Origin of the sequence: Pseudomonas oryzihabitans, from assembly GCF_007665395.1 — a bacterium.
GTDB lineage: Bacteria > Pseudomonadota > Gammaproteobacteria > Pseudomonadales > Pseudomonadaceae > Chryseomonas > Chryseomonas psychrotolerans_C.
This window is the reverse complement of sequence record NZ_VDND01000001.1, coordinates 118,369-131,439: the sequence shown is the minus strand read 5'-3', so window position 1 is coordinate 131,439 and position 13,071 is coordinate 118,369. Positions and strand designations below refer to the sequence as shown.

Annotated in this window: 11 protein-coding genes; 6 read left to right on the top strand and 5 right to left on the bottom strand. The window is 65.8% G+C overall.

The genetic code is table 11. The features are described 5' to 3' along the window. Positions 1–8 precede the first annotated feature (8 nt). The 5 genes from FSV73_RS00585 to FSV73_RS00565 all read right to left on the bottom strand — a co-directional run bounded on the left by FSV73_RS00585 (position 9) and on the right by FSV73_RS00565 (position 6,678). The gene (locus FSV73_RS00585) at positions 9–1,382 is read right to left on the bottom strand and encodes a diaminobutyrate--2-oxoglutarate transaminase (protein ID WP_145002374.1); all 1,374 of its coding nucleotides are present in this window, start codon (positions 1,380–1,382) and stop codon (positions 9–11) included. 330 nt (positions 1,383–1,712) lie between these two features. Continuing rightward, positions 1,713–4,109, bottom strand: coding sequence for a TonB-dependent receptor (locus FSV73_RS00580; RefSeq protein WP_145002372.1), 2,397 nt, complete (start codon positions 4,107–4,109; stop codon positions 1,713–1,715). A 72-nt stretch (positions 4,110–4,181) separates the two neighbouring features. Next, complete coding sequence (locus FSV73_RS00575; protein WP_145002370.1) at positions 4,182–5,129, bottom strand: FecR domain-containing protein; 948 nt, start codon at positions 5,127–5,129, stop codon at positions 4,182–4,184. Beyond that, positions 5,123–5,656, bottom strand: coding sequence for a sigma-70 family RNA polymerase sigma factor (locus FSV73_RS00570; protein ID WP_367575533.1), 534 nt, complete (start codon positions 5,654–5,656; stop codon positions 5,123–5,125). Before FSV73_RS00570 ends, FSV73_RS00575 begins: the two co-directional genes overlap by 7 nt. Positions 5,657–5,715: 59 nt before the next feature. After that, positions 5,716–6,678 (bottom strand): LysR family transcriptional regulator, encoded by a 963-nt coding sequence (locus tag FSV73_RS00565; RefSeq protein ID WP_145002366.1) that lies wholly within the window; start codon positions 6,676–6,678, stop codon positions 5,716–5,718. A 391-nt stretch (positions 6,679–7,069) separates the two neighbouring features. On the opposite strand from FSV73_RS00565, the gene FSV73_RS00560 reads away from it, so the two are divergent. The 6 genes from FSV73_RS00560 to FSV73_RS00535 all read left to right on the top strand — a co-directional run bounded on the left by FSV73_RS00560 (position 7,070) and on the right by FSV73_RS00535 (position 13,066). Beyond that, positions 7,070–8,590: an amino acid ABC transporter permease/ATP-binding protein gene (locus FSV73_RS00560; RefSeq protein WP_145002364.1), complete on the top strand. Its 1,521-nt coding sequence runs from the start codon at positions 7,070–7,072 to the stop codon at positions 8,588–8,590. Between the two features lie 30 nt (positions 8,591–8,620). After that, a complete protein-coding gene (locus tag FSV73_RS00555) occupies positions 8,621–9,493 on the top strand; it encodes a phytanoyl-CoA dioxygenase family protein (RefSeq protein WP_145002362.1) in 873 nt (290 codons plus the stop codon). Positions 9,494–9,519: 26 nt separating this feature from the next. After that, the gene (locus FSV73_RS00550) at positions 9,520–10,356 is read left to right on the top strand and encodes an ABC transporter substrate-binding protein (protein ID WP_145002360.1); all 837 of its coding nucleotides are present in this window, start codon (positions 9,520–9,522) and stop codon (positions 10,354–10,356) included. Positions 10,357–10,408: 52 nt separating this feature from the next. Continuing rightward, positions 10,409–11,140, top strand: a complete 732-nt coding sequence (locus tag FSV73_RS00545; protein ID WP_145002358.1) for a class II aldolase and adducin N-terminal domain-containing protein — start codon at positions 10,409–10,411, stop codon at positions 11,138–11,140. A gap of 81 nt (positions 11,141–11,221) precedes the next feature. Continuing rightward, entirely contained in the window at positions 11,222–12,514 is a 1,293-nt protein-coding gene (locus FSV73_RS00540) for a flavin-containing monooxygenase (RefSeq protein WP_145002356.1), read from the top strand. Positions 12,515–12,649: 135 nt separating this feature from the next. Beyond that, a complete protein-coding gene (locus FSV73_RS00535; protein WP_058763000.1) occupies positions 12,650–13,066 on the top strand; it encodes a RidA family protein in 417 nt (138 codons plus the stop codon). The last annotated feature ends 5 nt before the right edge of the window (positions 13,067–13,071 follow it).

Genomic DNA, 13,071 nt, shown 5'->3' with positions numbered 1-13,071 from the left:
CATCGCACTCAGTCATCGCGCTCGGCCCGCGCCGCAGCCAGGGCCGCCTCCAGGCGCTCGAGCACCAGCAGGCAGTGGTCTTCCTGCAGGATCAGTGGCGGCAGCAGCCGCACCACGTTGCCGTCTCGCCCACCGCGCTCGAGCAGCAGGCCCTGGGCGAAGCAGTGACGCTGGATGGCCGCTGCCAGCGCCGGGTCGCCGGGCAGGCTGCCGAGCAGATCGGCCTCGCCGTGTTCGTCGACGATCTCCAGGCCTAGCATCAGGCCTAGTCCACGAACGTTGCCGATCATGGGGAAACGCGCCTGCAGCCGTTCCAGGTGGCGCCTGAGCCAGCCGCCAAGCTGGGCGGCGTGGGCAACCAGCCCTTCGCGCTCGATCACCTCCAGGGTGGCGAGGCCAGTGGCCATGGCCAGCTGATTGCCGCGGAAGGTGCCGGTATGGCCACCGGGCTCCCAGGCATCGAACTCACGACGGATTGCCAGTACCGCCAGGGGCAGACCGCCACCCACCGCCTTGGACAGCACCAGGATGTCCGGCTCGATACCGGCATGCTGGCAGGCGAACAGGGCACCGGTTCGGCCGAAGCCGGTCTGGACTTCATCGACGACCAGCAGGATGCCGAACTCGCGGGTAATCCGGCGCAGGGTGCGCAGCCATTCCACCGGCGCCGGATTGACGCCGCCCTCGCCCTGCACGGCTTCGACGATGACGGCGGCGGGCCGACAGACCCCGCTCTCCGCGTCATCGAAGAATCGTTCCAGGTAGCGACCGAGCGCGCGGCTGCCCAGTTCGCCACCCAGCCCCAACGGGCACCGATACTCGTGGGGAAAGGGCAGGAACTGCACGCCGGGCATCAGATTGGCCACGCCCTGCTTGGGGCCGAGGTTGCCCGTTACCGCCAGGGCGCCGTGGGTCATGCCGTGGTAGCCACCGGAGAAGGCCACCACGTTGCTGCGCCCGGTCACGGTCTTGGCCAGTTTCAGCGCTGCCTCCACCGCGTCGGCCCCGGACGGCCCGCAGAACTGCAGGCAGTAGTCGTCGGCCTGGCCCGGCAGCAACCCCAGCAGCCGCTCGCTGAAGGCGTCTTTCAACGGGGTGGTCAGGTCCAGGCTGTGCATCGGCAGCCCGGTAGCGAGGAAACGGGTGATGGCCTCGGTGACCGCGGGGTGGTTGTGCCCCAGGGCGAGAGTACCCGCTCCCGCCAGGCAATCCAGGTAGGTCTTGCCTTCGACGTCGGTCACCCAGACGCCGGCGGCTTGGGCGATGGCCAGCGGCAGCTTGCGTGGATAGCTGCGCACCCTGGATTCGAAGCGTTCCTGGCGAGCGAGAAAGAAGCTGTTATCGGGCGCTGTGGTTGTACGGCTGAAAGATGATTGAAGCATGGCGTCAAACCTCAGAACGTTTATCGAATTTAACGATAATAAGTTTCATTCTCGCTCCGCAACCGTCGTTCTCGAAAATATCCAGGTCTTTGAACCCGTCCAACTTTCTACAATTAACGGGCGCTACTCATCGCGGACACCGGCGTGTCCGTTATTGAACTTATTGAGCGCTGCCTTATATAAAAGCCACGCTAAGCGTCCTATCGGCAGGGAATTAAAAACGCTCGAAAAACACCGGTAACCTCATCATGTTTCGCTTATTCCGATGAACTATCGAGCGCCCATTCGCTGGCGTATCGGTGCCGTGCGAACAGGCGCTGACCAGGGTCGTCAGAACGCCAAGGTGGTCGAGAGCACCAAGGTGCGCGGGGTGGAGATCGTCAGGCCGGGTTCGCTGTCGTCCGAGGCGCCGGCGGAGGCCCAGTAGCGCTCGTTCATCACGTTCTCCACCGAAGCCCGCAAGGTGACCCGGGTGGCGTCGACCTTGAAGGCGTAGCGCGCCCCCACGTCGAAGCGATGCCAGGCGTCGATTTCCTTGCTGTTGGCCTGGTCCAGGTACTGGGAGCTGGTATAGATCCCGCGGCCGGTCAGGGTTAGCCCGGGGACCGCCGGGATATCCAACTCGGCGCCGAGGTTGGCATTGAGCTTGGGCGTGGCCGGGGCGCGATTGCCGTCGAAGGTGCCACCGACCGTGTCCTTCAGCTCGCTGTCGATGTACATCAGGCCGCCGAGTACCCGGAAGCCCTGCAGGGGTTCACCGAAGACGCTCAGCTCCACCCCGTCGTTGATGCGCTTGCCATTGGGGCCGAAGGTGCGGCTGGTGGCATTGGTTTCGTAGGCGGGCTGCTTGATGCGAAAGGCGCTGGCGGTGACGGCCACGGCGCCGAAGTCATATTTGGCGCCTACTTCCGCCTGGCGGCTGATGAAGGGCGGGAAGATCTGATCTTCGTTGATCGCCGTGGACGGCGCGATCTTGCCCTGGCTCAGGCCTTCCATGTAGTTGGCATAGAGCGACAGTTTCTCGGTGGCCTTGAACAGCACGCCTGCCGAGGGCGAGACCTTTTCCTCGTCATAGGCGGTAGGCTGCTTCACGCCATCGGACCAGTCGTCCACCTTGACCCGCTGCCAGCGCGCCCCGAGGGTGACCAGCAGGCGGTCGTCGAAGAAGCCCAGGGTGTCGGCCAGGGCCACGCCGCTGAAGCGGTTCTCGGTGTAGTCCTTGCCGTCGGAGCGGGTCTGGACACCCGGCGCGGGCAGCTCCCGAGGGCTGTAGAGGTTGCTCGCTCCGCTGGCATAGCGCCCCCCGCCGTTCTCGAAGTCCATGTAGAAATAGTCGGCGCTGACGTTGATCTCGTGGCTGACCGGCCCGGTCTGCAGCCACTTGCGCGCACCGACGTTGGCGGTGTGCACGTTCTCGTCACGGGTGAAGTCCCGCGGCTGGACGGTGAAGTCACCGGCGTCGTTGGTAATGGAGACGTTGTGGCGCAGGAAGTCATGGTCACTGCGCCGGGCGCCCACGGCGCCGTAAACCATCAGGGACTCGTCGACGTCGAACTCGCCGCGCAGGGCGCCGAAGGTGTCCTCGGTCTGCGCCCGGCTCCAGCGCTGGGCATAGTTGTGGCGCACGTCGCTTGCGTCCGGTACCCGGGCGTTGGCGCCCACCAGGACCCGCTCCTGGGGCGCATCGGTATCCCGCTCGGTATGCCCCAGGTCCAGGCCGAGGCGCAGGCGCTCGGCCCGGTAGTCGAGCCCCAGCACGCCCATCTGGCGGTCGACGTGCTGGTGGTCCCAGGTGGTGTCGCCCGCTTGCTTGACGCCGTTGAAGCGTACGCCGAAGCGATTGTCCTCGCCGAAGCGCCGGCCGATGTCCACGGCCCCGCCGACCTGGCTATCGGAGGCGTAGCTGCCGGTGAATTCGGTGATCGGCTGGTCGGTGGCACGCTTGGGTACCACGTTGATGCCGCCGCCGACGCTGCCGCGCGGGGAGATGCCGTTGAGCAGTTGACTAGGGCCTTTGAGGATGTCGACTCGCTCGGCCATTTCCATGTCGATGGAATAGGTCGGCAGGACGCCATAGAGGCCGTTGTAGGCCACATCGCTGTTGAACAGGCTGAAACCGCGGATGGTGAACTGCTCGAAGCGACCACCAGACGGATTGGTGGAGCGTACCGAGGGATCGCTGGCGATGAGATCGCTGAGGGTGCGCGCCTGCAGATTCTGGACGGTCTGGGCGGTGTAGGACGTCTGGCTGAAGGGGGTATCCATGAAATCGCGATTGCCCAGCAGGCCTTGCGAGCCCTGGCGCGCCACCTGGCCACCGGCATAGGGGGCGTCGGCCACCTGCAGGCTGGAGGCGACGATGGAGGTGGTGGCCAGTTGCTGGACGCCGCCATCCTCCGGCGCGGGTGCCAGGGTGAAGTCGCGCTCGCCCAGCGGCTGCAGCTTGAGGCCCGAGCCGGCCAGCAGACGGGTGAAGCCCTCCTCCACGCCATAGTCGCCGGTCAGGCCACCGCTGTCGCGGCTGCCCACCAGCCCGGGATCCACCGCGAGATTGACTCCTGATTCCGCAGCGAAGCGCGTCAGCGCCTGGGCGAGGCTGCCCGCCGGAATTTCATAGTGCCGCCGGGCCGCCTCCTGGGCCCAGGCCGCACCGGCCCACCAGGGGGTACCGCTCAACGCCACCAGCAAGCCCGTGCGCAGCAACGGACGCAACACCAACGCCACCATCGAGTACCCCTCCTGTTGAATGTCCTGTACCGGTAATGACCGACCAGGTCGGAAAAGGGGACAGGCTTTTTTTCAGGCGGTGGTAGCGCGCGGCACCAGCGTGACCCAGAAGCGGGTCCGCCAGTGCACGTCCAGCGGCAGGGTGGCGGCCAGCAGCGCCAGGACCCGGTCGGTGTCGGCGAGCTGGAAGCTGCCGGTGACGCGCAGGGTGGCCACCGCCGGATCCCAGCGCAGCAGGCCGAGGCGGTAGCGACTGAATTCATGCAGGAAGTCACCCAGGGGCTGGTCCTGGGCGATCAGCACGCCCTGGCGCCAACTCAGCAGAGTCGCGGCGAAGGGCCCGATGGCGCCTGCGCCGTGGCCATCCAGCCGTACCTGCTGGCCGCCATGCAGGTCCAGGGTGCTTCCTGCCAGCGGGCGTATACCCACGGTGCCGCTGACCACGCGGACATCGCAGCCTGAGTCGTGCTGATACACGCAGACCTCGGCCTCGCGCACCTTCAGGTCACCGAAATCGGTCGTCAGGGTCAGGGCAGCGCTGCCGGGTACCCGTAGCGAGATTTCGCCGCGGATCAGCCGCAGGCGCCGGCCTGCCTCGTCCAGGTCCACGGCGGTCGCGGTGTTGAGTTGCAGCAGGCTGCCATCGGCCAGCGTCAGGCTACGGTGTTCGCCGGTACCGGTACTGAGATCGGCGGTCCAGGCGCCCAGGGGCAGCTCCCGTGCCAGCCACCAGCCGGTCGGTACCACCACGGCCAGGCCGAGCAATTGCCGCAAGGCGGTGCGCCGCCCACGATCGGCCGGTTGCAGGCTGGCCATCGCCAGGCGCGCGGGGACGGCGGCGAAGCGTTGCTGCAGATGCAGTGCCGCCTGCCAGGCGCGCTCGTGCTCGGGATCGGCCGCGCGCCACGACTGCAGCTGACGCTGCTCAGGCTCACCCGCCTCGCCCGACTCGAGCAGGGCCAACCAGCCGGCCGCCTCGCGGAGGGCCGTCCGCCGGCGGTCCTGGGCCTCGCTCAACACAGGTCGGCCAGCAGGCAATGCTCGTAGGCCTGTGCCATGTACCTCTTGATGGTGCGCTCGGAGACCTGCAGGCGCTCGCCGATCTCGCGGTAGGTCAGGCCTTCGAGCTGGCTGAGCAGGAAGGCGAGGCGCACGGCCGGCGGTAGACCGTCGAGCAGCTCGTCGAGGGCCTGCAGGGTCTCCAGCAGCACCCAGCGTTGCTCCGGTGACGGCGCGCAGGCCTCGGGCAATTCGGCCAGGGCGTCGAGATAGGCCTGTTCCAGGCTGCGCTTGCGCTGGAGGTTGATCAGCAGGCGCTTGCCGATGGTCAGCAGATAGGCGCGGGGTTCCTGCAACTCGCCCAGCACCTGGGGATTGCGCACCAACCGCAGGAAAGTCTCCTGGCTGAGATCGGCCGCGTCCCACTCGCTACCCAACCGGCGACGTAGCCAGGCCTGTAGCCAACCGCTGTGGTCACGATAGAGGGTCTGGAGGGTACGCGAGGACTCGAGAGCCATATCACTCATGCCGCTAGCCACCTGGTCAATGATGCCTGAATGATATTGATTCTACTTTACGAAAAACCTCGACGACCAGCGCGAACGCTCTATTCCGTGCCCTGGCTCGCGCTATCACCAGCTCCGCGCGACTCTGGGTCCGCCGCCAGCGGCGAGAGATCGACGCTACGGCAATAATCCATGAACAAGCGCGTCGCCTTGGTCGGTTCGTTGTTGCGCAGGTAGGCCATGATGAAGGTCGAGGCCGGCATGTCGTCGTGGATGTTGACCTGGGCCAGGCGCTTGCCGTCGTAGGTGATGTCGGTGGTCGGGCGGGTGACCAGCACGGAAAAGCCCAGCCCCTGCCCCACCATGCAGCGCACCATCTCGATGGAAGGCGAGCTGTAGGCCACCGTGGGGTGGTAGCCCTTCTCCTTGAAGATATCGATGAAGTAGTTACGGCTGGGCACCACGTCCAGCAGGATCATGGGTTCGCGACTCAGCTCCTTGAGCGTCACCGCCTTCTTGCGCGCCAGGGGGTGGGCGATGGGCAGCAAGGCATAGGGCTTGTGCGGGGCGTTGAGCTTTTCCTTGGTGATGGAATCGCCCAGCTCCAGGTCGTAGAGGAACACCAGGTCGAAGCGCCCACGGTGCACCCCGTGCATCAATTCATGCTGTTCGCCGTCGTGCAGCTGGATGGTGATCTCCGGGTAGAGCCGCTTGAAGCCGGCGACCAGCTTGGGCAGGTAGAGCGGCGCCGCCGACTCGAAACAACCCACGGCCACCGTCCCCGAGACCATTTCGCTTTCCGCGCGGGCGTTCTGCTCCAGCTCATGGGAAAGCCGGAGCAATTCCTTGGCCTTTTCATAGAGTCGGCGGCCACTCGCGGTCAGGGAGACACCCTGGGCGTGATGGCGAACGAACAACTTCTGCTCGAAACTTTCTTCGAGATTCTTGATGGCGACGGATATCGACGGCTGGGATATATGCAGTTGCCGCGCCGCCTCGACGATGCTGTCTTCCTCTACTACCGCCACGAAATAACGAAGTTGCCTGAGCGTAAAATGCGTCACGAATCGCCTATAGGAAAAAACTTTTCAGCCAGGACTTTTGCATAGCCTTATTCATCGAAGCGAAAGCTGTGCCAAGCCTACTTACGCTATCGCACCGGCGTGCTAAGCCGCTGAAATGAGCGCCCTTTCACCTCGTCCGAGGGATCGCACGCCGGTGCAAAATGCACCAAAATCCTGCGCTCTCGATAGCAATGGCGGCACATTGCCCTGTATTGGGGCGCCGCGAAAAGTCCCGGCCTCACTCGAACTTCCTGTATAGGATCGAACTATACAGAGGCCCGTAATTTGTTAATTGACGATAAGTCGGCCGATTGCCAATTCTGTAATTAGAGCGACAGGCGTGCTTCCTCGATCACGCACTCTTCAATGAATGGCAACGGGTCCTGCAGCGATGACTTTCGACTGGAACTACATGTTCAGCCTGATCGGCGACACTCAATTCTGGCTGGCAACCTGGACGGTCATCAAACTCAGTACCCTCACCTGGATCATCAGCATCGCGCTCGGCTTCTTCATCGCCCTGGCCAAGCAGTCACGCCATCCGGCGCTCAGTCTCCCGGCGCGCGGCTACATCTGGTTCTTTCGCAGCGTACCGCTGCTGGTCCTGCTGATCTTCATCTACAACCTGCCACAGGCGGTACCGGCCACCTCCGTGGTGCTGGCGGACCCCTTCTGGGCCGGCTTGATCGGCCTGGTCATCAGCGAGACGGCCTATGTCGCCGAGATCCACCGCGGCGGCCTGCTGTCGATCCCCAAGGGCCAGGGCGAAGCGGCGCGGGCGCTCGGCCTGCGCTTTCTCGGCACCCAATGGCGCATCGTCATTCCCCAGGCGCTGCGGGTGGCCCTGCCCTCGCTGGCCAACGAATACATCTCCATCGTCAAGCTCAGCTCGCTGGTCTCGGTGATCTCCCTGACCGAGATCCTGATGGTCGGCCAGCGCCTCTATTCGCAGAATTTCCTGGTCATGGAGACCATGGTGGCGGTGGCCTTCTACTACGTGCTGATCGTCACTCTGTTCGACTTCCTGCTCAAACGCCTGGAGCGCTTCCTCGACGTCACCCAGCGCAAGGTGGTGCGCACGCCCGACGCCGAGGTGCTGGCGCTGGCCACCCAGGCCTCGACGGCCGCTGCCCGCCCGCAATGGGACGCCGCCATCCCGGCCCTGCAGGCCGCCCGCCTGCACAAGGCCTACAACGACGTCGAGGTGCTGGGCTCGGTCAACCTGCAGGTACAGCCGGGTGAAGTGGTGTCGGTGATTGGTCCCTCGGGTTCGGGCAAGACCACCCTGATCCGCCTGCTCAACGGCCTGGAGCAACTGGACAACGGCGAGATCCGCATCAACGGCCAGCCCTTCATCCACCTGCACAAGGACGGCGCCCAGAAGTCGCGTTTCATCGAGCACAGCGAGCATCGCCTGGACATCGGCATGGTGTTCCAGAGCTTCAACCTCTTCCCTCACCTGACGGTGCTGGACAACCTGCTGCTCGCCCCGCGCTACCACCGGCTCGACCACCCCGAGGCGCTCAGGCAGCAGGCCTACGCCCTGCTGCACAAGGTCGGGATGCTCGACCACACCTGGAAGTATCCGCACCAGCTCTCCGGCGGCCAGCAGCAACGCGTGGCCATCGCCCGGGCGCTGATGATGCGGCCGCAGATCATGCTGTTCGACGAGCCCACCTCGGCCCTGGACCCGGAAAAGGTCAACGAGGTGCTGCAGGTGATCGAGGCCCTGGCCCAGGAGGGCATCACCATGGTGATCGTCACCCACGAGATGAACTTCGCCTTCAAGGTCTCGGACCGCATCGTGTTCATGGAAAAGGGCCGCGTGGTCTGCGACGACGCGCCCCAGGTACTGCGTAACGGCCAGCATCCACGCGTCGAGGCCTTCCTCAAGGACGTGTCCCTGGCTTGACCCCCACCCTTGGCTTTCGGAGAACAAAAGATGATCGAGCAAGCGCAACTGGAGCGTTTCCACAGAGACGGCTACCTGGTGGTCGAGAACCTGCTGTCGGCCGACCAGATCGCCGCCCTGCAGGCCGATTTCGACCTTTGGGTGGCAGACAGCCGTAGCCACGCCGAGGCCTGGGGCGAAACCCAGGATGGCCGCGCCCGCTTCGACGTGGAGCTGGACCACCGGCCCGACCACCCCTCCCTGCGGCGGGTCAGCTCGCCCACCGAGATCTCCGCGGCCTACCGCCAGGTCGCCCTGTCCTCGCGGATGGCCCAGGTGGCCGCCCAATTGATCGGGGGCAACGGCACCCGCTTCCACCACAGCAAGATCAATTCGAAGCTGCCGCACACCGCCACTCAGGTGAAGTGGCACCAGGACTTCCTGTTCACTCCGCACAGCAACGATGACGTGGTCACCGCGCTGCTGATGGTGAGCGAGGTGACCCCGGAGAACGGCCCCCTCACGGTCATCCCCGGCAGTCACAAAGGCCCGCTGTGGTCGCACTGGCAGAACGGCCGCTTCAGCGGCGCCGTCGATGACGAGGTGGTCGCCGAGCACTGCGGCCAGCCCACCGCCTGCTTCGGCCCGGCCGGCTCGGTGTGCTTCATGCACACCCGCCTGCTGCATGCCTCCAGCCCCAACCAGACCGAGCTGCCGCGCACCCTGTTCATCAGCGTCTATGCCGCCGAGGATGCCTTGCCCTTTGGCGAGAACCCGCTGCCCAGCGAGCACGCTGGGGTGCTGGTGGCCGGCCAGGAAAGTGGCCTGGTGCGCAGCGTGGCCAACAGCGTGCGGTTGCCGCAGAAGCCGCGCGGCGCCTCCTTCTTCGTCCAACAGGCCGGGCTCGACCAGGCCGCCAGCTGAGTTTCCCACCCTCAAGGAGCATCGCCATGCACAGCTTCAGCAGCGTCTCGATCCGGACCTTCACCACCACCGTGCTGGGCGCGGCCATCGCCTTGGCCTCGGCGACCGCAGGCGCCTTCCAGCAGCCGGGCAAGCTCATCGCCGGCTCGGACCTGACCTTCTTCCCCTACGAATACGTGCAGGACAACAAGCCGGCCGGCTTCGACATCGAGTTCGTCGACGGGCTGGCGAAGATCATGGGTCGTTCCGTGGAAACCCTCGACACCCGTTTCCCCAACCTCATCACCGGCCTGAAGGGCGGGCGCTTCGACATCACCAATTCGTCGATGTACATCACCGCGGACCGCCTCAAGGTGATCGACATGATCCCCTACCTCAAGAGCGGCGAGGCGATCATCGCGCTCAAGGGCAGCGACTACCAGCCCAAGAAACCGGAAGACTTCTGCGGCCACAAGATCGGCTCCATGGGCGCCACCTCCTGGCTGCAGCAACTGCACAAGCTGTCGGACGAGTACTGCGTGAAGAACGGCCTCAAGCCCATCGCCGTGAGCGAATACGGCACCGACCCCCAGACCACCCAGGCCCTGCTGTCCAAGGCGGTGGAGGCGCAGATCACCGACGCCGCCGTGGCTCGCGGACTGGTGGAGAAGCTCGGTAATCGCGTGGTGATCTCCTCCGACACCCTGATCTACCCGGTGCTCAATGGCTTCGGCGTGAAGAAGGGTAACGACGAGGTGAAGACCGCCCTGGTCGAGGCGCTCAAGCAGTACAGCGCCACCCCCGAGTACGCCGCCCTGCTGAAGAAGTACAACTTCCAGGCGCCCACCGAGGCGGACATCGCCGCCCTGATGCCCAAGCCCTAAGTTCTCACCGGCCGTCCCCGCGGCCGGGGACGACCCCTTTGGAGTCACGACCATGGCCCTTTCCCACGAAGAACGGCTGCGCATCGATCTGGCGGCGACCTTTCGCGTCATCGCCCACCTGGGCATGCACGAGGCGGTCGCCAACCACTTCAGCGCGGCGGTCTCCACCGACGGCAAGCGCTTCCTGATCAACCCCAAGTGGAAGCACTTCTCGCGCATCCGCGCCAGCGACCTGCTGCTGCTCGATGCGGACGATCCGCGCGGGGCCGAGCGGCCCGACGTGGATGCCACGGCCTGGTCGATCCATGGGCAGATCCATCGCCGCCTGCCGGAGGCGCGGGTAGTGCTGCATTTGCACCCGGTGCATACCACGGCGGTGGCCTGCCTGGCCGAGCCGCAGGTCCCGCCCATCGACCAGAACACCGCGCGCTACTTCAACCGTATCGCCGTGGACGAGCTCTACGGCGGCATGGCCGACACCGAGGCCGAGGGCGCGCGCCTGGCCGGGCTGCTCGACGGCAAGCAGCGGCTGTTGATGGGCAACCACGGCGTCATGGTCATCGCCCCCACCATCGGCCAGGCCTTCGACGACATCTGGACCCTGGAGCGGGCCTGCCAGATTTTGGTCACCGCCTGGTCCACCGGCCAGCCGCTCAAGGTGCTCTCCGACGAGGTCGCCGAAAAGACCGCGCGGGCCTGGGAAGGCATCACCGACTTTTCCGAGCAGCACTTCGCCGAGATGAAAGAACTGATGATCCAGCAGGACCCGTCCGTGCTGGATTGATCGCCGCGGGGCCTCCGCGCTCCGCCCTCCTACTGCTTAGATGACGGCCGCGCCCCTGCGGAGCGGCCGAAGGGTACCGTCATGACCGCATTACCGACCGCTATCGACACCCTGGTGATAGGCGCCGGCCAAGCCGGGGTCGCCATGAGCGAGCACCTGGGCCGCCTGGGCATCGAACACCTGGTGCTGGAAAAGAGCCGCATCGCCGAAGCCTGGCGCACCGGCCGCTGGGATTCCCTGGTGGCCAACGGCCCCGCCTGGCACGATCGCTTCCCCGGCCTGGAATTCCAGACGCCACCGGACGGCTTCCCGGGCAAGGACGAGATCGCCGCCTACTTCGAGGCCTATGCGCGGCAGATCGACGCCCCCATCCGTACCGGTGTCGCGGTCACCCGAGTGACCCGTCACGAGGGCCGCAGCGGCTTCCTGGTCGAGACCTCGGCGGGCAGCCTCAGCGCCCAGCGGGTAGTGGTGGCCACCGGTCCCTTCCAGAAACCGGTCATCCCGGCCATCGCGCCCCAGGACGAGGCCCTCTACCAGATCCACTCCGCCCAGTACTTCAATCCCCAGCAACTGCCCGAGGGGGCGGTGCTGGTGGTGGGCGCCGGCTCCTCGGGGGTGCAGATCGCCGAGGAACTCTTGCGCGCCGGCAAGCGCGTCTATCTCTCGGTGGGCCCCCACGACCGGCCGCCGCGCGCCTATCGCGGGCGCGACTTCTGCTGGTGGCTGGGCGTGCTCGGTCTCTGGGACACCGAGACCATGCAGCCGGGGCGTGAACACGTGACCATCGCCGTCAGCGGGGCGCGGGGCGGTCATACCGTGGACTTCCGCCGCCTGGCCCAGGCCGGCATGACCCTGGTCGGCCTCACCGAGTCCTTCGCCGAGGGCAGCGTGCGCTTCCGTCCGGACCTCAACCAGAATCTCGATGCTGGCGACGCCAACTACCTGGCCCTGCTGGACGCCGCCGACGCCTATGCCGCCCGCCATGGCCTCGACCTGCCCGAGGAGCCCGAAGCCCGCGAGCGGGTGGCGGACGCCGCCTGCATCCGTGAACCGCTCAAGGAGCTGGACCTCAAGGCCGCCGGCGTGACCTCGGTGATCTGGGCCACCGGCTACGCCACCGATTTCAGCTGGCTGCAGGTGGATACCTTCGGCGACAACGGCAAGCCCAAGCATCAGCGCGGGGTCGGCGCCGAGCCGGGCATCTATTTCGTCGGCCTGCCCTGGCTGAGTCGCCGCGGCTCGGCCTTCATCTGGGGTTGCTGGCACGACGCCCGCCATGTGGCCGACCAGATCGCCATCCAGCGTCGCTACCAGGAATACCGACCCAGTGGCGATACGACCGCCCAACCCCTGCAATCGCGCAGCGCCTGACACCCAACCCTACCGGGCACGTAGGTTGGGTTGAGCGCCAGCGAAGCCCAACATAATCAAGATCAACACCGCCGTGTCGGGCTTCGACGAGGGAGCCCTCTCAGCCCAACCTACTTCGACCCCAGGAGAGCCCCCATGGCCACCCCGACCCATACCCGTATCCGCATGTTCAACACCAAGGACACCTACCCCAACCAGACCCTCGACAACGACCTCTGCCAGGCGGTGCGCGCCGGCAACACCGTCTATGTGCGCGGCCAGGTGGGTACCGACTTCGAGGGCAATCTGGTCGGGCTGGGCGATCCCCGCGCCCAGGCCGAGCAGGCGATGAAGAACGTCAAGCAACTGCTGGAAGAAGCCGGCAGCGACCTCAGCCATATCGTCAAGACCACCACCTACCTGATCGACCCGCGCTACCGCGAGCCGGTGTACCAGGAGGTCGGCAAATGGCTCAAGGGCGTCTTCCCCATCTCCACCGGGCTGGTGGTGTCGGCCCTGGGCCAGCCCCAGTGGCTAATGGAGATCGACGTCATCGCCGTGATTCCCGACTGAGGCCC

Coding starts and splice junctions, on each gene's coding strand:
- FSV73_RS00560 (WP_145002364.1), top strand. CDS start 7,070: ATGACTTTCGACTGGAACTACATGTTCAGCCTGATCGGCGACACTCAA.
- FSV73_RS00535 (WP_058763000.1), top strand. CDS start 12,650: ATGGCCACCCCGACCCATACCCGTATCCGCATGTTCAACACCAAGGAC.
- FSV73_RS00545 (WP_145002358.1), top strand. CDS start 10,409: ATGGCCCTTTCCCACGAAGAACGGCTGCGCATCGATCTGGCGGCGACC.
- FSV73_RS00540 (WP_145002356.1), top strand. CDS start 11,222: ATGACCGCATTACCGACCGCTATCGACACCCTGGTGATAGGCGCCGGC.
- FSV73_RS00555 (WP_145002362.1), top strand. CDS start 8,621: ATGATCGAGCAAGCGCAACTGGAGCGTTTCCACAGAGACGGCTACCTG.
- FSV73_RS00585 (WP_145002374.1), bottom strand. CDS start 1,382: ATGCTTCAATCATCTTTCAGCCGTACAACCACAGCGCCCGATAACAGC.
- FSV73_RS00580 (WP_145002372.1), bottom strand. CDS start 4,109: ATGGTGGCGTTGGTGTTGCGTCCGTTGCTGCGCACGGGCTTGCTGGTG.
- FSV73_RS00550 (WP_145002360.1), top strand. CDS start 9,520: ATGCACAGCTTCAGCAGCGTCTCGATCCGGACCTTCACCACCACCGTG.